Genomic DNA, 18,289 nt, shown 5'->3' with positions numbered 1-18,289 from the left:
TCAGTGCCTAACGCTGTGACTTTCACTACAACGCAATAGTCTATGTGTAGGCTGCCGACATGAGGCATGAACGCTTCATTCGGTTCGGGAAGATTTGCCCTACCCTGCCGCATGGGATTATTGAGGAGCTCGCATGACCAAACAAAACGCCTTTACTCGGGAAGACCTGCTGCGCTGCAGTCGCGGTGAGCTGTTCGGCCCAGGTAACGCGCAACTGCCCGCCCCGAACATGCTGATGGTGGATCGCATCACCCATATCAGCGAAGAGGGTGGCAAGTACGGCAAAGGTGAATTGGTCGCCGAGCTGGATATCACCCCGGACCTGTGGTTCTTCGCCTGCCATTTCGAAGGTGACCCTGTAATGCCAGGTTGCCTGGGCCTTGATGCCATGTGGCAACTGGTCGGTTTCTTCCTCGGCTGGCAAGGCTTGCCGGGCCGCGGCCGGGCCCTGGGTTCGGGCGAAGTGAAATTCTTTGGCCAGGTCCTGCCGACCGCCAAGAAAGTCACCTACAACATTCAGATCAAGCGCGTCCTCAAGGGCAAGCTGAACCTGGCCATCGCCGATGGTTCGGTGAGCGTCGACGGTCGCGAGATCTATACTGCCGAAGGCCTTCGGGTCGGCGTATTCACTTCCACTGACAACTTTTAAGGGTTATCCGCATGCGCCGCGTCGTTATCACTGGTCTGGGCATCGTTTCTTGCCTGGGCAATGACAAAGAGACCGTCACCGCTAACCTGCGTGCAAGTCGCCCTGGCATCCGCTTCAACCCGGAATATGCCGAAATGGGTCTGCGTAGCCAGGTTTCCGGCTCCATCGACCTGCCCCTCGAAGAGCTGATCGATCGCAAGATCTATCGCTTCGTCGGCCACGCTGCCGCCTACGCCTACCTGGCCATGAAAGACGCCATTGCCGACTCCGGCCTGAGCGAAGACCAGGTATCGAACGTACGCACCGGCCTGATCGCCGGTTCGGGCGGCGCATCCACCCTGAACCAGATGGAAGCGCTGGACATCCTGCGCGAAAAAGGCGTGAAGCGCGTTGGCCCGTACCGTGTAACGCGGACCATGGGCAGCACCGTTTCGGCCTGCCTCGCCACGCCGTTCGCCATCAAGGGCGTCAACTACTCGATCTCCTCGGCCTGCGCCACCAGTGCTCACTGCATCGGTACTGCGGTAGAGCAGATCCAGCTGGGCAAGCAGGACATCGTGTTCGCCGGCGGCGGTGAAGAAGAACATTGGAGCCAGTCGTTCCTGTTCGACGCCATGGGCGCACTGTCCACCCAGTACAACGAAACCCCGGAAAAAGCCTCCCGCGCCTACGACGCCAAGCGTGACGGTTTCGTCATCGCCGGCGGCGGCGGCATGGTGGTGGTCGAGGAGCTGGAACACGCTCTGGCCCGTGGCGCCAAGATCTACGCGGAAATCGTCGGCTACGGCGCGACATCCGACGGCTACGACATGGTTGCGCCGAGCGGCGAAGGTGCCATCCGTTGCATGCAGATGGCCATGTCCACCGTTGATACCCCAATCGACTACCTGAACACCCACGGCACCTCGACTCCGGTCGGCGACGCCAAGGAAATGGAAGGCGTGCGCGCGGTATTCGGCGACAAGGCCCCGAAGATCAGCTCCACCAAGAGCCTGTCGGGTCACTCCCTGGGCGCCGCCGGCGTTCACGAAGCGATCTACTGCCTGCTGATGATGGAAGGCAACTTCATGGCTGGCTCGGCCAACATCGACGAGATCGACCCGGTCGTCGCCGATATGCCGATCCTGACCAAGACCGTTGAAAACGCCAAGATCGACACCGTGATGAGCAACAGCTTCGGCTTCGGTGGCACTAACGCCACCCTGGTGCTGAAACGCTGGCAGGGCAAGTAAGACCTGTAGCTTGATCCACTGAAAAAGCCCCGACTGGTTCGGGGCTTTTTTATGGGCAACTGAATGAGACCGAGTCGCCTGCATCGGGGGCAAGCCCCCTCCCACAGTCGTGCGCATTCTTTGGGCAATATTGGAGAGGGCTTGCTCCCCGTAGGGCCTCCTCGGCCCCCAGCCCTACACCGAAAACCGCGCCACCATCGAATTCAAATCCACCGCCAACCGCGACAACTCCTGGCTCGCCGCACTCGTCTGGTTAGCCCCGGCAGACGTCTGATGCGCCAGATCACGGATATTCATCAAGTTACGATCCACTTCACGCGCCACCGCCGCCTGCTGTTCCGACGCACTGGCGATCACCAGGTTGCGCTCATTGATCAGCGTGAACGCCGAGGCAATCGCCTCCAACGCTGTCCCCGCCGACTTGGCGATGTCCAGGGTGGAACGCGCCCGGGTATTGCTCTGCTGCATTGAGCTGACGGCCTGCTCCGTGCCCTGCTGAATCCCACTGATCATCTGCTCGATTTCCTGGGTCGACTGCTGAGTACGATGAGCCAGGGCCCGCACCTCATCGGCGACTACGGCAAAACCGCGCCCCGCATCACCTGCCCGCGCGGCCTCAATGGCGGCATTCAGCGCCAGTAGATTGGTCTGCTCGGCAATCGAGCGAATCACGTCCAGCACCTTGCTGATGCCGTACACCTTCTGCGCCAAGTCTTCGACCTGGGTCACGTTGTCGGTCACATCGATAGCCAGCGCCTCGATTGACACGACGGTTTGCTGCACCTGCTCACGCCCTTGCTGGGCGATACGGTCCGACTCGCGGGACGCCTGGGACGTAGCCACCGCATTGCTTGCCACCTCCTCCACCGCCGCCGTCATCTGGTTGACCGCCGTGGCGGCCTGTTCGATTTCCTGGCTTTGCTGGTGCAAACCACGGGTGGCGTCCTCGGTGACGCAACTGAGCTCCTCGGAAGCCGACGCAAGCTGGCTCGATGACTCGGAGATACGCCGAATGGTGTCACGCAACGTGTCTTGCATGCCCTTGAGCGCCCGCTGTAAGCGCGCGGGCTCGTCCTTGCCACTCACGACGATCTCCCCAGTCAGATCGCCGCTGGCGACGTTCTGGGCAACCTGGAGCGACTGCGCCAGCGGCAGCACGATACTGCGGGTCAGCCAGACCGCCAGACCAATGGTAACCAGCGTGGCCAGGGCAACCATGGCGATGACCCAGGTTCGCGACTGGCTGAACACGTTCTGCGCCTGCTTCGCAGCCTCGTTGGCACTGGCCTTGTTCAGACTGCCCAGGGCGCGCAGGGTCAGCGCCATTTGATCGGCAAACTGGTTCATCTCGCCGTTGACCACCTGAATCGCGTCTTCCAGTCGATTGGCCTTGGACAGCATCACGACCTGTTCCTGGCGCTGTAGGTAGTGCTGTTGCTCGCCCTTGAAGCGGTCAAACAACACACGCTCCTCAGGCAGCACGATCAACGCTTCATACAGCTGTTCGGCGCTATTCAGGGCGGCTTTGGTCTCGGTGATTTTCTGCTCGTTCTGTGCCACGGCCTGGGGATCGCGACTGACCAGCAAGCGCAAGGTCAGCGCACGAATGCGCAGCACGTCCTGGCTTATCTCCCCCACCGCCATCACGCTCGGCAACCAGTTGTTCTCCACCTGATCCGACTGCTGGCGCATATTGCCCATCTGCAGCAGCGCAAAGCCGCCCAGCGCAAATACCATCAATGCCAGCACGCCAAACCCCAAACCGGCGCGGGGGGCGATATTCAAACTTCTGATACTCATGCCTTGGTTCCTTCCAAATGCGCTGCATCCATTTGCAGCTGGCTGCTTTGAAAGGTATCGGCGCCTCAGGGCGTTTGCGTAAGACCAAAACGCGATATCAACGGGCAGCGCCATCGCGAGTGGTTTTGGGCAGGATCGCCAGGAAATTATCCTTCGCCACCTTGTGGGCTACATCCTCAGGAAGCGCGTCGAGGAAGGGATCAAAGCGGCGCATTTCCTTACCCAACTTGTTGAAACGCCCTACCACGTCCGAGCCCAGCATGAAGCGCTCCGGGAAGCGCTCCACCAGCTTCACCCACTCGGGCCTGGGCTTGCCCGCGTCGTCCAGCAAGTACGGCGTGAGCATGCTCCACGACAGGTCGATGTACAGGTTGGGGTAGGCCTCCAGCATTCGGCTCAATGTGGGCAGCAAGAAGTCCATCTGGACCTGATGCCGGTGAATCTCCTTGCTGGTGCCGGCATGGGCCCAGATAAAGCGGGTGTGCGGATGATTACGCAGCGGCTCTTCAACCTCAGCCAGGTACAACGGGTTGCGCTCGCGCTTGGAGGTGATGTTCGAGTGCAGCATCACCGGCAGGTCATTTTCGGCGGCCAGATGGTAGATGCGCGTCATCGCTTCGTTATTGGCGCGCGGAGTGTCGCCCGAGGTCAGCGCGGTGAGGTCATCGTGACGGGTGAACACCTCACCAATGCCCTGCCACAGCCCTGGATCAAGATCGAGCATGCGTTGGATATGGGCAGCCGAGTTCTTGTCGTTGGGGTTGAAACCGCTCAGAAACGGATGAAAATGCGGGCGCTGTTCAGGGGTAAGCTTGTTTACAGCCGCCGCGACGATCACGTCAGTGGCGCTGTACCAATAGGCATCGGCGTCGTCACCGGCGTAGTAGCGCGGACGCTTGGGCTCGTCTTCGTGCCATTTCTTCGCCACGGGGATGCCGGAAATCATCACATGTTCGATGCGATTCTCGGCCATCGTCTTGAGCAATTTATCCATGCCCGCCGTTTCCTGGAAAAAATCCACGTAATGCAGGTGTGCATCGCTGTAGGCATAGTCGCGCGCCTGCACGGCAAGGCTAGTGGCGGCGAACAACAGGGCGAGACTCAGGCGGTTCCAGGGCACGGTAAAACCTCGATAAGGGCCAATACGGGTAGACCTTGCGCCCTATGCCGGGGTTCATCGCGCAAAAACGCGGAACACTGAAGTGCCAGCATGCTCTATAACTGCATGACCTTCATCCTGCCACCCTGTGAGGTTTGCCATGCCTGTTACCGTGAACACACTGAACGCTGAAAACTTCCGCCACAGCGTCAACATCAACAACCACGAGTTGTTTACCGACCTGCCCAAGAGCCTGGGTGGCGACGACTCGGCGCCCTCCCCCCACGACTACTTCGATGCGGCGCTCGCATCGTGCAAGGCCTTGACCGTCAGGCTCTACGCCCAGAAAAAAGACATCCCGCTGACCGGCGTGACCGTGGAAGTCACCCACGACGCTGCCGAAGAGCAAAAGGGCAAATACAAACTCAACGTCAAGTTGACCCTCAAAGGTGTACTCACCGACGCGCAGCGCGATGAGCTGCATCGCGTGGCAGACAAATGCCCGGTGCACAAGCTGATGACCACTGCTGAAATCAGCATCGAGACCCAGTTGTCCGAAGGCGCCTTCAGCCAATAGCGGCAACCTCGCGTCGGGCGGGTTATGCTCAGCAGCATCTAACCCGCTCAGACTGGGACGCACCATGACCACCCTCACCGTGATCCGCCCTCGCCCCGAGGATGTCGAAGGCCAGCCAATCCTGCGTCCATTGCCTTCGCGAGAATGCCGCAGCGTCGGGCCATTTGTGTTCTTCGACCACATGTTGCACACCCGCTACGCAGCAGGCAGCGGCATGAATATCCGCCAACATCCGCATATCGGCCTGTCCACGCTCACCTACCTGTTCGAGGGCGCGCTGCAGCATAAAGACAGCCTGGGTTCCGATCAGGTGGTAGAAGCCGGCGATGTCAGCTGGATGACCGCCGGTAGCGCGATTGCCCACGTGGAGCGCACACCTCAGGCGCTCAAAGCCAGTGGTTTCAGCCTGCATGGACTGCAAGTGTGGCTGGCGTCGCCCAAGGATCATGAGACCGGGCCCGGCCATTACAGCCACCATGCAGCGGCGAGCCTGCCGGTGAGTGACAATCTGGGCGTGCAGATTCGCCTGATCGCCGGCACTGGGTTTTGCCTGAAATCACCGGTGCCGGTGCTGTCGCCCACGTTGTATGCCGAGGTGCAGATGCAGACGGCCACTACCCTGCTGATCCCGGACGAGCATGAGGAGCGGGCGGTGTATGTGCTGGATGGCGAGGCACAATTGGACGGTGAGGCGCTGGACGTGCATAGCTTGGTGGTATTGCCGATCGGGCAGGAGATGACGCTCTTTGCCGAGTCCGATTGCCACCTGATGGTATTCGGCGGTGCACCGTTGGATGGGCCACGGCGGATCAATTGGAATTTTGTGGCGAGTGATCCTTTGAGGATTGAACAGGCGCGGCAGCGTTGGGCGGCTGGGCATTGGCCGACGGTACCGGGTGAAACTGAAAGAATCGAGTTGCCGGTGAGATAGCTATCGGGGGCAAGCCCCCTCCCACCTTGAATGTGTTCACAGTTCAAAATGTGGGAGGGGGCTTGCCCCCGATGAGGCCGGAACAGGCCCTACAGCCTTAGCCCTTGAACACTTCATCCAACAAGTTGTGCATCGACTGGAACGCCCGCTTGGCGGTCTTCGCGTCGTACATCATCTTGCCCGGCACATTGGCGTGCGGGTCGGTGAAGGAATGCACCGCGCCGCCATAGCTCAGCAATTGCCAATCCACGCCAGCGGCATTCATTTCATCTTCAAACGCTGGCAACTGCTCTTTTGGCACCAACGGGTCGGATGCGCCGTGCAGCACCAGCACCGAGCCCTTGATGTTCTTCGCATCCGCAGGGTTTGGCGTGTCGAGGGTACCGTGAAACGACACAGCAGCCTTCAACGGCGCGCCGGTACGGGCCAGCTCCAGGGAACAGCAACCGCCAAAGCAGAAACCAAAGGTTGCCAGCTTCGAGGTATCCACCGCCGCTTCCGCCTGGCCTTGCAGTTGCGCAAAGGCCGCCTGCATACGCTTGTTCAGCAACGGACGATCATTCTTCAACGGCATCATCGCCGCGCCGGCTTCGTCACCATTCGACGGGCGCACACTTTGCCCGTACAGATCAGCGATCAGCACCACGTAGCCTTTACCGGCAACGGCCTTGGCGATCTCTTCGGCATCCGCACTCACACCCATCCAGTTCGGCGCCATCAACAAGCCCGGCAACGGGCCCTTGTGGCTGGCATCGAATGCCAGGCGGCTCTCATAAGACTGGCCATCAATCTGATAGACCACGGAACGCACAGTGACTTGGCTCATCATTTACTCCAGTTGAGGTGCAGTAGAACGAAAAAACCCGCCGAAGCGGGTTTTTCTACATCGGGGTCAAACCGACAGTTCAACCAACAGCTTGTTCAGGCGGCGCACATACGCGGCCGGATCCTTGAGGCTGTCGCCAGCGGCCAGGGCCGCCTGGTCGAAGAGGATGTGCGACAGGTCGCCAAACCGCTCTTCGCTCTGCTCGCCGTCGAGTTTCTCGATCAGCGGGTGAGCCGGGTTGAATTCGAAGATCGGCTTGGAATCCGGAACCTTCTGGCCGCTGGCTTCAAGGATCTGGCGCATCTGCATGCCCAGGTCCTGCTCGCCGATGGCCAAAATCGCCGGGGAGTCCGTCAGGCGGTGAGAAACCCGCACTTCGCTGACCGCATCGCCCAGGGCCGTCTTGATCCGCTCAACCAGGCCTTCTTTGGCCTTGGCGACTTCTTCGGCTTCCTTCTTCTCTTCTTCGGAGTCCAGGTTACCCAGGTCCAGGTCACCACGGGCCACGTCGACGAAGGTCTTGCCGTCGAATTCGTTGAGGTAGCTCATCAGCCACTCATCGATACGGTCGGTCAGCAGCAGCACTTCGATGCCTTTCTTGCGGAAGACTTCCAGGTGCGGGCTGTTCTTGACCTGGGCGTAGGTTTCGCCGGTCAGGTAGTAGATCTTGTCCTGCCCTTCCTTGGCACGTGCCAGGTATTCAGCCAGGGACACTACCTGCTCGCCGTCTTCGCCTTGAGTCGAGGCAAAACGCAGCAGGCCGGCGATTTTTTCCTTGTTGGCAAAATCTTCCGCAGGGCCTTCTTTCATGACCTGGCCGAAGTTTTTCCAGAAGCCTTTGTATTGCTCAGGCTCGTTCTTCGCCAGCTTTTCCAGCATGTCGAGGACGCGCTTGGTCAATGCCGACTTCATCGAGTCGATGATCGGGTCTTTCTGCAGGATTTCCCGCGACACGTTCAGCGACAGGTCATTGGAATCGACCACGCCCTTGATGAAGCGCAGGTACAGCGGCAGGAACGATTCCGCCTGATCCATCACGAAAACGCGCTGCACGTAGAGTTTCAGGCCTTTCGGCGCTTCACGCTGGTACAGGTCGAACGGAGCACGGGCCGGCACGTAGAGCAGCGAGCTGTATTCCAGCTTGCCTTCGACCTTGTTGTGGCTCCAGCTCAGTGGGTTTTCGTAGTCGTGGGCGATGTGCTTGTAGAACTCCTGGTATTCCTCGTCCTTCACTTCAGTGCGAGGACGGGTCCACAGGGCGCTGGCACGGTTGACCACTTCCCATTCCTGGGCAGGCGCCTCTTCGCCTTCGGCCGCCGCTTGCTCCTTCGGCAACTCGATCGGCAAAGCGATGTGGTCGGAGTACTTCTTGATGATGTTGCGCAGGCGGTAGCCGTCGGCGAACTCATCTTCAGCGGATTTGAGGTGCAGCACGATGCGGGTGCCACGGTCGGCCTTATCGATGGTGGCGATTTCGAATTCGCCCTCACCCTTGGAGGACCAGTGCACGCCTTGGCTGGCGTCGAGGCCGGCACGGCGGCTGAACACTTCAACCTTGTCGGCAACGATGAAGGCCGAGTAGAAGCCCACGCCGAATTGGCCGATCAGGTGCGAATCTTTCTTCTGGTCGCCCGACAGATTCTTCATGAAATCAGCGGTGCCGGATTTGGCGATGGTCCCCAGGTGGGTGATCGCATCGTCACGGCTCATGCCGATACCGTTGTCTTCGAGGGTGACGGTCTTGGCGTCTTTGTCGAAGCTCACACGGATCTTCAGTTCCGCGCCACCTTCCAGCAACTCAGGCTTGGACAGGGCTTCGAAACGTAATTTGTCGACAGCGTCAGAGGCGTTCGAGATCAATTCGCGAAGGAAAATTTCCTTGTTGGAATACAGCGAATGGATCATGAGGTGCAGCAGTTGCTTCACCTCGGTCTGGAAGCCCAGGGTTTCCTTTTGAGTTTCCACACTCATGGTCATCAAACTCCAATTGGATGGCAGTGGCCGCGCCCTTGAGGGTTGGCGGCGGGTTGTCATCAAAGTTGGGGGCTAAGGCCAGGATTTCAAGGGCGACCGGTTTCCTCAATTTTGAAATGCGCGCGGGCGGTGGCGATGGGTTCTGCCGGGGTGCTCTGCCACGCGGTGATAGCCACATTCGCCACCCGTCGGCCCTGGCGCCAAACCTGGCAGGTAGCGTAAGTGTCGCGGAACTGGCCGGCCCGCAGGTAATCCAGGGAAAAATCGATGATTTTCGGCAAGCCCGGCGCACCGGTAAACACCAGCAAGTGCAACGCCGCCGCCAGCTCCATAAAGCCTGCAATCACCCCGCCGTGCAGCGCCGGCAATATGGGGTTACCAATGTTGTCTTTGTTGGCGGGCAGGCGAAACAGCAACTCATCACCCAGGCGCGTGCATTCAATGCCGATCAGCCTGGCGTAGGGGATCAGCTCCAGCAGCGCTTCATAATTGCCAAGCTCATGGGCCTGTTCCAGGCGCGTCTTGAATCGATGCGTCATGCCTGCTCTCCCTTGATTGCACTGCTCAGGCCTTGGGCACCCTTGAGGCGCTTGCCCATGCGCATGAAGGTGCCTACCACATGGGCGATGGGCTGCTGCGGGTCATCCTGGTAGGCGACGCCACGGGTGAAAATCACATCGGTGGTCACCCGGTAGCATTGGGCGAAGCCATAGACCGGTTTGTGAGGCTCGGCGGTGTGCATGTAATCGATGCGCAGGTCGAGGGTCGGGCACACCTCAAACTCAGGTAATACGCACAAGGTCGCCATGCCACAGGCGGTATCCATCAGGGAGGTCAGCGCACCGCCATGGATCACGCCGGTACGAGGGTCGCCGACGATAGAGGGGCCATAGGGCAAGAGCAATGTCATACCCTCCGGGTTGGCGGCGTGCACAGTAATCCCCAGCACCTGACAATGGCGCAGGGCCGAGACAAAGCGCGTCGCACGCTCTAACAATGGGTTTTCGGTCATTCGGTCTAGACTCTTATTAGCGTTGATCCGCGGAGTAGGCAGTGCGGGTGAAAGTTCCTTGGGGAGCGCTGTTTATATATCTGCGCAATTAAAGGAACTAATGCTGAACCCTCAGGCTCGAAAGGCCAGTAGATATCTTCAATAAGGAGAAACACCCCATGCGCAAGACTTTAGCTATTTCCATGATGCTCGCCGCTGCCCTCGGTCTCGCTGCCTGCGACAAAAAATCCGAAGACAAAGCCCAAGACGCCGCTGCACATTCTGAGCAAGCTCAGAAAGACATGGCGAAGGCTCAGGATAAAGTGAACGACGCTGCGAAAGAAAACGCCGATGCTGCCAAAGCTCAGGCTGAATCGAACGAAGCCGCCGCAAAAGAAGCAGCACCTGCTACTCCAGCCACCGGTTCTTAAGACCGCGGTTTGAAATAGCTTCGCTGTAAAAAGAAGCCCGCTTAAATAGCGGGCTTTTCTTTGCGTGCTGTTTTTATTGGCAGCGTTAATACGCTGAAGTTGACTAAGCCTGCTCTTTGACCGCCTCTGGCACTGGCGTATCAGTCTGCGTATACACCATCACTTGCAGCACGTCGGAATGAAACTCCCGGCGGTACAGCACGACCACTACCCCTGCACTCATCAACATGAATAACCATGGGCTGACAAACCACGCCAGCATGGTCATGCCGAAGTAGTAAGCACGCAGGCCAAAGTTGAACTGGTTGGCGGCCATGGAAATCACTCGCGCCGCCCTCGAAGCAAACGCTTTGCGCTCCTGCTCGGACACCTGGCGCTCACCGATCATTGGCGCCGACCCCACCAGCACTGCCGCGAAGTTGTACTGGCGCATGCACCAACTGAATGTGAAGAAGGCGTAGACGAACACCAGCGCCAGGCACAACAGCTTGATCTCCGACATCCCCTGGGATGCCTGCTGCACCATGGGAATGTCCGCCAACAACGAAACCGCCCGCTCGGACGCGCCGAGCACGGTGAGAATACCGGCAAGGATAATCAACGTGCTGGAGGCAAAGAACGAGGCGTTGCGCTCCAGATTGCCGATTACGCTGGCGTCGGCGATGCGGTTGTCGCGCAGCAGCATGCGGCGCATCCAGTCTTCGCGATACAGGTGCAGCACACTGGCCAGGCACGCTGTGTCCCGGGCCTTCCAGGTCGCATAACGGGTATAGCCGCCCCAACACAGGATGAACCAGAGGGCGGCAAGCAGGTGGACTTGATTGGTTTCGACGAACGACATGCGGGTCCTATTACACGAGGTGGTGTGACGAACGCGGTCAACATGTGGGAGCGGGCTTGCTCGCTCCCACACCTACCGCGTTTCACACTTTAGAAGCTTGTCGTCTACTAAGCATAAAAAATGCCCCATATCGATTGATACGGAGCATTTCTGCGCAGCCTTGAAAATGTGTTACGCGATCGCTTCGCTACGCTTGCCGAGCATACGGTCAATGACTACCGCAACCACCAGCACCATCACCGACGGCACCAGCCACGCCAGGCCTTGTTCGCTCAATGGCAGGTTGGCCAACGACGACGGCATCCAGCCAGCCAGGCCAGCGCCCTTGAGGGCGTCAATGCAGCCGAAGATAAACGACACCAGCATCACCGGGCCAACGATGCGGCCCTGCTCCTGCCAGAAGTCTTTGCAGAAGCTCAACGCCACCAGCACGATGCACGGCGGGTAGATCGCGGTGAGCACCGGGATCGAGAAGGCAATCAGCTTGGTAAGGCCCAGGTTGGACACAAACAGCGAGAACAGCGCCAGGATCACTACCAGTGTCTTGTAGGACAACGGCAGGATTTTGCTGAAGTACTCTGCACACGCGCAGGTCAGGCCAACAGCCGTAACCAGACATGCCAGGGAGATCAACACCGCCAGGAAACCACTGCCCAGGGAACCGAAAGTGTGTTGCACGTAGGCGTGCAGTACGGCAGCACCATTCGCCGCACCAGCGGCCACTTCGTGACTGCCCGCACCCAGGCGGAACAGGCTGACGTACACCAGCGCCAGGCCCACACCGGCAATCAGGCCCGCGATGATCGCGTAGCGGGTGATCAGCTTTGGCGACTCCACACCACGGGAGCGGATGGCGTTGACGATCACGATGCCGAATACCAGCGCGCCCAGGGTGTCCATGGTCAGGTAACCATTGATAAAACCTTGGGAGAACGGTGCAGCGACATATTCCGGGGTAGCGACGCCCACTTCACCGGCCGGCAGGGCAAACGCGGCAATGCCGAGGATGGCCAGCGCGATGATCTTCAGCGGTGCGAGGAAGCGACCCACGGTGTCCAGCAGGCGCCCTGGGTACAGGGACACAAAGAACACCACCAGGAAATACACCGAGCTATAGAGGAACAGCGCCAGCGGGCTTTCGCCGGTCAGCGGCGCCAGGCCTACTTCGAAGGACACGGTCGCGGTACGCGGGGTAGCGAACAGCGGCCCTACCGCCAGATACGCCGCCGCCGCGAGCAGGCCACCGGCGATCTTGCCGATCGGGCTGCTCAACGCATCCATACCGCCGCCGACCTTGGCCAGGGCGATAACGGTGACCACCGGCAAACCCACTGCGGTGACCAGGAAGCCCAATGCTGCCATCCAGACATGAGGCCCGGACTGCAAACCGACGATAGGCGGGAAGATGATGTTACCGGCGCCCACGAACAGGGCAAAGGTCATGAAGCCCAACGCCAGGATATCCTGGCTTTTCAACACTTTCATTTCGGGAAATACCACACTACTGAATCGGAATTTAGAGAGGGATTCCCTGTGGATGAGGGAAATACTGCCAGCCCTGATGGGGGCCGACCGGTCTGGCGCGGGGCTTCCTTTTGGGAGGCACACGCATAAAGAGGCGGCTAGGTTACAGAATTAGCGTGAAGAACGCACTGTTGCGGGGCGGTCTGTCCGATAAGCGACATCTCTATGTCGCGTTTTCATACTTAATCTGGCAATGCAGATAAATGTGGGAGGGGGCTTGCCCGCGATGGCGAAGTGTCAGTCACTGTATTTGTTAACTGACCCACTGCAATCGGGGGCAAGCCCCCTCCCACATTTTGATCTTTATTAAACCTCAGAAAGCACAAAGGCCACCCGAAGGTGGCCTTTGTGTTGGTGAAGCGTCAGCTAAGCGCGAGGCTTACTTGACAGCCCAACCGGTCAGCTCGGACAAAGCCTTGCCGATGTCTGCCAGCGAACGCACGGTTTTAACGCCTGCGTCTTCCAGGGCAGCAAACTTCTCGTCTGCAGTGCCTTTGCCGCCAGAGATGATTGCGCCAGCATGGCCCATGCGCTTGCCCGCAGGGGCAGTCACACCAGCGATGTAGGAAACAACCGGCTTGGTCACGTGTGCCTTGATGTAGGCAGCCGCTTCTTCTTCAGCCGAACCGCCGATCTCACCGATCATCACGATCGCTTCGGTCTTCGGGTCTTCCTGGAACAGCTTCAGGATGTCGATGAAGTTCGAACCTGGGATCGGGTCACCACCGATGCCGACGCAAGTCGACTGGCCGAAACCGGCGTCAGTCGTCTGCTTCACAGCTTCGTAGGTCAGGGTGCCGGAACGGGAAACGATACCGACTTTGCCTGGCAAGTGAATGTGACCAGGCATGATGCCGATCTTGCATTCGCCTGGGGTGATCACGCCTGGGCAGTTAGGGCCGATCAGGGTAACACCCAGCTCGTCGCACTTAACTTTAGCGTCCAGCATGTCCAGGGTAGGAATGCCTTCGGTGATGCAGACGATCAGCTTGATGCCGCCGAATGCTGCTTCCAGGATCGAGTCCTTGCAGAAAGGAGCTGGAACGTAGATCACGCTGGCGGTGGCGCCAGTGGCAGCTACAGCGTCTTTCACGGTGTTGAACACTGGCAGACCCAGGTGCTCGGTGCCGCCTTTGCCCGGAGTTACGCCACCAACCATCTTGGTGCCGTATTCGATGGCTTGCTGGGTGTGGAAACTACCTTGCGAACCGGTAATACCCTGGCAGATAACTTTGGTGTCTTTATTGATCAGGACGCTCATTATTTGCCCTCCGCAGCTTTGACAACTTGTTGAGCAGCGTCGGTCAGGCTGGTAGCCGCGATGATGTTCAAACCGCTTTCTGCCAGTACTTTAGCGCCCAGTTCAGCGTTGTTACCTTCAAGGCGAACAACAACCGGGATTTTCACGCCGACTTCTTTCACTGCACCGATGATGCCTTCGGCAATCATGTCGCAACGAACGATGCCGCCGAAGATGTTGACCAGTACTGCAGCGACGTTGGAGTCGGACAGGATGATCTTGAACGCTTCGGTAACGCGTTCTTTGGTAGCACCGCCGCCTACGTCGAGGAAGTTGGCTGGTTTGCCGCCATGCAGGTTGACGATGTCCATGGTACCCATGGCCAGGCCAGCACCGTTGACCATGCAACCGATGTTACCTTCCAGGGCTACGTAGTTCAGTTCGAACTTGGCAGCGTGCGCTTCGCGCGGATCGTCTTGCGACGGATCGTGGAAAGTCTTCAGCTTAGGCTGACGGTACATGGCGTTGGCGTCGATGTTGATCTTGGCGTCGAGGCAGTGCAGATCGCCATCAGCCTTGATCACCAGCGGGTTCACTTCCAGCAGGGCCAGATCGTGATCCTGGAACAGTTTGGCCAGACCTACGAAGATCTTGGCGAACTGGGCAACTTGCTTGCCTTCCAGACCCAGCTGGAAAGCCAGCTCGCGACCCTGGAATGGCTGAGCGCCAACCAGTGGATCGATAGTGGCTTTCAGAATTTTTTCTGGGGTTTCTTCGGCGATCTTCTCAATGTCCACGCCACCTTCGGTGGAAGCCATGAACACGATGCGACGGCTCGAACGGTCAACGACAGCGCCCAGGTACAGCTCTTTAGCGATATCAGTGCACGATTCAACCAGGATCTTGGTGACTGGCTGGCCATTGGCATCAGTCTGGTAAGTCACCAGACGCTTGCCCAGCCACTGCTGTGCGAAGGCCTTGGCGTCTTCTTTGCTGCGAACCAGCTTAACGCCGCCCGCTTTACCGCGACCACCTGCGTGGACCTGGGCTTTGACAACCCACTCGGTACCACCGATTTTGTCGCAGGCTTCTGCTGCTGCTTCCGGGGTGTCTACTGCGTAGCCCTTGGAAACTGGCAGGCCGTATTCAGCGAACAGCTGCTTACCCTGATACTCGTGAAGATTCATGCTTTTTACCGTCTTCGTTAGGTACTGCGCATTCGGCGCTGCGCTCATTATGAGTGCCGCGCCACCTGTGACTGCTGCTTGCGCAACTTGCTGGGCTTATGGCCCGTAAAGCTGCGCAAGGCTGCGTCCAGCGGATATTCCGCGGTGAGTCTTGCGCGCAAGGCTCACGACGGGCAACTCCGCCGTGGTTTCTTATTATCTCGCTTAGCGCTTCTTGCGGTTGGCGATGTGGATGGCGCCGCCATTCACCGCCAACGCTGCTTCGTGCAACGCTTCGGACAGGGTCGGATGGGAGAAGACCATCATGCCCAGGTCCTCGGCACTGGTGCCGAATTCCATACCGATCGCGCCTTGCTGAACCAGTTCTGCAGCGCTCGGGCCAATCACGTGGACGCCCAATACGCGGTCAGTCTTGGCATCAGCGATGACTTTGACAAAACCACCGGTGTCGTTGGCTGCCATGGCACGGCCAGACGCAGCAAACGGGAAGGTGCCGACGTTAACTTCAACGCCTTCAGCTTTCAACTGCTGTTCGTTCTTGCCGACCCATGCAATTTCCGGGTGGGTGTAGATAACCGATGGGATCAGGTCGTAGTTCATCTGGGTTTTGTGGCCCTTGATGCGCTCGACAACCATGATGCCTTCTTCGGACGCCTTGTGCGCCAGCATCATGCCGCGAACCACGTCGCCGATGGCGTAGACGCCAGGAACGGTAGTCGCGCAGTGATCGTCAACGTGGATGAAACCGCGCTCGTCCATGTTCACGCCGCTGTCGGAAGCCAGCAGGTCGGTGGTCACCGGACGGCGACCCACGGCTACGATCAGCTTGTCGAACGTGATGGTCTGCTCGCCGTCTTTGTCGGTGTAGGTCACAACGACTTCTTCGCCGTTGACCTTGGAACCGGTAACGCGGGCGCCCAGCTTGATGTCCAGACCTTGTTTGGTCAGGGTTTTCAGCGCTTCCTTGGAAACTGCGGTGTCGGCAGCCAGCAGGAACGTGTCCAGGGCTTCCAGCACAGTCACTTCGGAACCCAGGCGGGACCAGACCGAACCCAGTTCCAGGCCGATTACGCCAGCGCCGATCACGCCCAGACGCTTAGGAACCGCTTGGAATTCCAGGGCGCCGGTCGAATCAACGATCACGTTCTGGTCAACTGGAGCCGGTGGAATGTCGATTGGGCGCGAACCTGGAGCCAGGATCACGTTCTCGGCTTCGATGACTTCTACGGAACCGTCAGGCTTGGTGATTTCAACTTTCTTGCCGGCCAGCAGTTTGCCGTGGCCTTGCAGGGAAGTGACGCCGTTGGCCTTGAACAAGGTCGCAACGCCGGAAGTCAGGCCTTTAACGATGTTGGCTTTACGGCCGACCATTGCTGGCACGTCCATGGTCACGCCAGCATGGTTGATACCGTGGATCGCGAAGCCGTCTTGGGCTTCGTGGAATTTCCAGGAGCTGTCCAACAGCGCCTTGGAAGGAATGCAACCAACGTTCAGGCAGGTACCGCCCAGTGCCAGTTTGCCTTCCTTGTCGGTGTATTTTTCGATGCAAGCAGTCGAGAGGCCCAGTTGTGCGGCCTTGATGGCGGCAACATAGCCGCCAGGACCTGCACCAATCACTACAACGTCAAATTTCTGCGACATGAAAATAGTTCCTCTATTTAGCAGCAAGCTTTCAAGCCACACGCCCCAGGTCAAGCCGCCCTATTCTGGCGGCCAGCCCGGAGCCTGCAGCTGCTTCTATCAGATATCCAGCAGCAGACGAGCCGGGTCTTCCAGCAGGTTCTTGATGGTCACCAGGAAAGTCACGGCTTCTTTACCATCGATCAGGCGGTGATCGTAAGACAGTGCCAGGTACATCATTGGGCGGATCACGACTTGGCCGTTGATGGCCATCGGACGCTGGATGATGTTGTGCATGCCCAGGATCGCGGCTTGCGGCGGGTTGACGATCGGGGTCGACATCATCGAACCGAAGGTACCACCGTTGGTGATGGTGAAGGTACCACCGGTCATCTCGTCGATGGTCAGCTTGCCGTCACGGGCTTTCTTGCCGAAGCCGGCGATGCCGCCTTCGATTTCAGCCAGGCTCATCAGCTCGGCGTTACGCAGAACCGGTACCACCAGGCCACGGTCGCTGGACACGGCAACGCCGACGTCTGCATAGCCATGGTAAACGATGTCGCCGCCGTCGATGGAAGCGTTGACTGCCGGGAAGCGCTTCAGCGCTTCAGTGGCCGCTTTCACGAAGAACGACATGAAGCCCAGGCGCACGCCGTTATGAGACTTCTCGAACAGATCCTTGTACTTCGAACGCAGGGCCATGACTTCGGTCATGTCGACTTCGTTGAAAGTGGTCAGCATCGCCATGTTCGACTGTGCTTCAACCAGGCGCTTGGCCACGGTTGCACGTACGCGGGTCATCGGCACGCGCTTCTCGGTGCGGTCGCCAGCAGCGAACACAGGAGCGGCGGCAGCTGGAGCAGCAGCCTTGGCAGGCGCGGCAGCCGGAGCGTTTTTCTTGGCTTCAACAGCAGCAACCACGTCTTCCTTGGTCACGCGGCCGTCTTTGCCGGTGCCTTTGATGGAAGCCAGGTTGATGCCATTTTCTTCAGCCAGCTGACGTGCAGCCGGTGCAGCGATTGGATCTTCGCCACCCGCAGCCGGAGCAGCCGCTGGAGCCGAAGCAGCAGCCGGTGCAGCGGCGGCAGGAGCAGCAGCGCTGCCCGCTTCGATCGAGCCCAGTACCTGGTTGGACAGGACGGTGGCGCCCTCTTCGGCAACGATTGCGCCCAGTACGCCGTCAGCCTCGGCCAACACTTCCAGAACGACTTTGTCGGTCTCGATGTCGACGATCAGGTCATCACGCTTTACAGCGTCGCCTGGTTTCTTGTGCCAAGTGGCAACGGTGCCATCGGCAACCGATTCCGGGAATGACGGGGCTTTGATTTCGATAGCCATTATCTGTGGGTCCTTAAAATTCGGTTTCA

The 18,289-nt window shown here is 59.0% G+C and carries 16 protein-coding genes and 2 pseudogenes; 5 read left to right on the top strand and 13 right to left on the bottom strand.

Going from position 1 to position 18,289, the window contains the following annotated elements:
- Positions 1-133 precede the first annotated feature (133 nt).
- The gene (fabA, locus tag DNK50_RS12725; protein ID WP_010211704.1) at positions 134-649 is read left to right on the top strand and encodes a 3-hydroxyacyl-[acyl-carrier-protein] dehydratase FabA; all 516 of its coding nucleotides are present in this window, start codon (positions 134-136) and stop codon (positions 647-649) included.
- An 11-nt stretch (positions 650-660) separates the two neighbouring features.
- Positions 661-1,881 (top strand): beta-ketoacyl-ACP synthase I, encoded by a 1,221-nt coding sequence (gene fabB, locus DNK50_RS12720; protein WP_112194333.1) that lies wholly within the window; start codon positions 661-663, stop codon positions 1,879-1,881.
- 174 nt (positions 1,882-2,055) lie between these two features.
- Here the strand turns inward: fabB and DNK50_RS29480 are convergent.
- The 3 genes and pseudogenes from DNK50_RS29480 to DNK50_RS12710 all read right to left on the bottom strand — a co-directional run.
- A pseudogene (locus DNK50_RS29480) lies at positions 2,056-2,637 on the bottom strand (methyl-accepting chemotaxis protein); the annotation flags it as partial.
- A gap of 321 nt (positions 2,638-2,958) precedes the next feature.
- A pseudogene (locus DNK50_RS29475) lies at positions 2,959-3,618 on the bottom strand (MCP four helix bundle domain-containing protein); the annotation flags it as partial.
- A gap of 160 nt (positions 3,619-3,778) precedes the next feature.
- Positions 3,779-4,801, bottom strand: a complete 1,023-nt coding sequence (locus tag DNK50_RS12710; protein ID WP_112194329.1) for an amidohydrolase family protein — start codon at positions 4,799-4,801, stop codon at positions 3,779-3,781.
- Between the two features lie 139 nt (positions 4,802-4,940).
- Here DNK50_RS12710 and DNK50_RS12705 point away from each other — a divergent pair, with 139 nt between their 5' ends.
- Both DNK50_RS12705 and DNK50_RS12700 read left to right on the top strand, forming a co-directional pair.
- The gene (locus tag DNK50_RS12705) at positions 4,941-5,357 is read left to right on the top strand and encodes an OsmC family protein (RefSeq protein WP_099586734.1); all 417 of its coding nucleotides are present in this window, start codon (positions 4,941-4,943) and stop codon (positions 5,355-5,357) included.
- Between the two features lie 64 nt (positions 5,358-5,421).
- Entirely contained in the window at positions 5,422-6,288 is an 867-nt protein-coding gene (locus DNK50_RS12700) for a pirin family protein (protein ID WP_112194327.1), read from the top strand.
- A 97-nt stretch (positions 6,289-6,385) separates the two neighbouring features.
- Here the strand turns inward: DNK50_RS12700 and DNK50_RS12695 are convergent, their stop codons facing one another.
- The 4 genes from DNK50_RS12695 to DNK50_RS12680 form a co-directional block, all read right to left on the bottom strand.
- Positions 6,386-7,114, bottom strand: a complete 729-nt coding sequence (locus DNK50_RS12695; RefSeq protein ID WP_099586736.1) for a dienelactone hydrolase family protein — start codon at positions 7,112-7,114, stop codon at positions 6,386-6,388.
- 66 nt (positions 7,115-7,180) lie between these two features.
- Complete coding sequence (gene htpG, locus DNK50_RS12690) at positions 7,181-9,085, bottom strand: molecular chaperone HtpG (protein ID WP_099586833.1); 1,905 nt, start codon at positions 9,083-9,085, stop codon at positions 7,181-7,183.
- An 89-nt stretch (positions 9,086-9,174) separates the two neighbouring features.
- Positions 9,175-9,627 (bottom strand): PaaI family thioesterase, encoded by a 453-nt coding sequence (locus tag DNK50_RS12685; protein WP_112194324.1) that lies wholly within the window; start codon positions 9,625-9,627, stop codon positions 9,175-9,177.
- The gene (locus tag DNK50_RS12680; RefSeq protein ID WP_112194322.1) at positions 9,624-10,100 is read right to left on the bottom strand and encodes a PaaI family thioesterase; all 477 of its coding nucleotides are present in this window, start codon (positions 10,098-10,100) and stop codon (positions 9,624-9,626) included. Before DNK50_RS12680 ends, DNK50_RS12685 begins: the two co-directional genes overlap by 4 nt.
- Before the next feature lie 158 nt (positions 10,101-10,258).
- Here DNK50_RS12680 and DNK50_RS12675 point away from each other — a divergent pair, with 158 nt between their 5' ends.
- Entirely contained in the window at positions 10,259-10,510 is a 252-nt protein-coding gene (locus tag DNK50_RS12675; RefSeq protein WP_010211724.1) for a hypothetical protein, read from the top strand.
- Between the two features lie 103 nt (positions 10,511-10,613).
- Here DNK50_RS12675 and DNK50_RS12670 read toward each other — a convergent pair whose 3' ends face one another.
- From DNK50_RS12670 to odhB, 6 genes are all read right to left on the bottom strand, one after another.
- On the bottom strand, positions 10,614-11,351 hold the full coding sequence (locus DNK50_RS12670) for a DUF599 domain-containing protein (protein ID WP_099586739.1): 738 nt from the start codon (positions 11,349-11,351) through the stop codon (positions 10,614-10,616).
- Between the two features lie 171 nt (positions 11,352-11,522).
- Positions 11,523-12,836 carry a branched-chain amino acid transport system II carrier protein gene (gene brnQ, locus DNK50_RS12665; RefSeq protein ID WP_112194320.1) on the bottom strand — a complete coding sequence of 438 codons (1,314 nt, stop codon included), beginning with the start codon at positions 12,834-12,836 and terminating at the stop codon, positions 11,523-11,525.
- 418 nt (positions 12,837-13,254) lie between these two features.
- Positions 13,255-14,136, bottom strand: a complete 882-nt coding sequence (gene sucD, locus DNK50_RS12660; protein WP_010166265.1) for a succinate--CoA ligase subunit alpha — start codon at positions 14,134-14,136, stop codon at positions 13,255-13,257.
- Positions 14,136-15,302 carry an ADP-forming succinate--CoA ligase subunit beta gene (gene sucC, locus DNK50_RS12655; RefSeq protein WP_003210567.1) on the bottom strand — a complete coding sequence of 389 codons (1,167 nt, stop codon included), beginning with the start codon at positions 15,300-15,302 and terminating at the stop codon, positions 14,136-14,138. Before sucC ends, sucD begins: the two co-directional genes overlap by 1 nt.
- 204 nt (positions 15,303-15,506) lie before the next feature.
- Positions 15,507-16,943, bottom strand: coding sequence for a dihydrolipoyl dehydrogenase (gene lpdA, locus DNK50_RS12650; protein ID WP_099586741.1), 1,437 nt, complete (start codon positions 16,941-16,943; stop codon positions 15,507-15,509).
- A 99-nt stretch (positions 16,944-17,042) separates the two neighbouring features.
- A complete protein-coding gene (gene odhB / locus DNK50_RS12645; protein ID WP_099586742.1) occupies positions 17,043-18,260 on the bottom strand; it encodes a 2-oxoglutarate dehydrogenase complex dihydrolipoyllysine-residue succinyltransferase in 1,218 nt (405 codons plus the stop codon).
- Positions 18,261-18,289 lie beyond the last annotated feature (29 nt).

Source organism: Pseudomonas sp. LG1E9 (assembly GCF_003290225.1).
GTDB lineage: Bacteria > Pseudomonadota > Gammaproteobacteria > Pseudomonadales > Pseudomonadaceae > Aquipseudomonas > Aquipseudomonas cyclaminis.
Note: the sequence above shows the minus strand (reverse complement) of the source record. Positions and strands in the feature narration are given on the sequence as shown.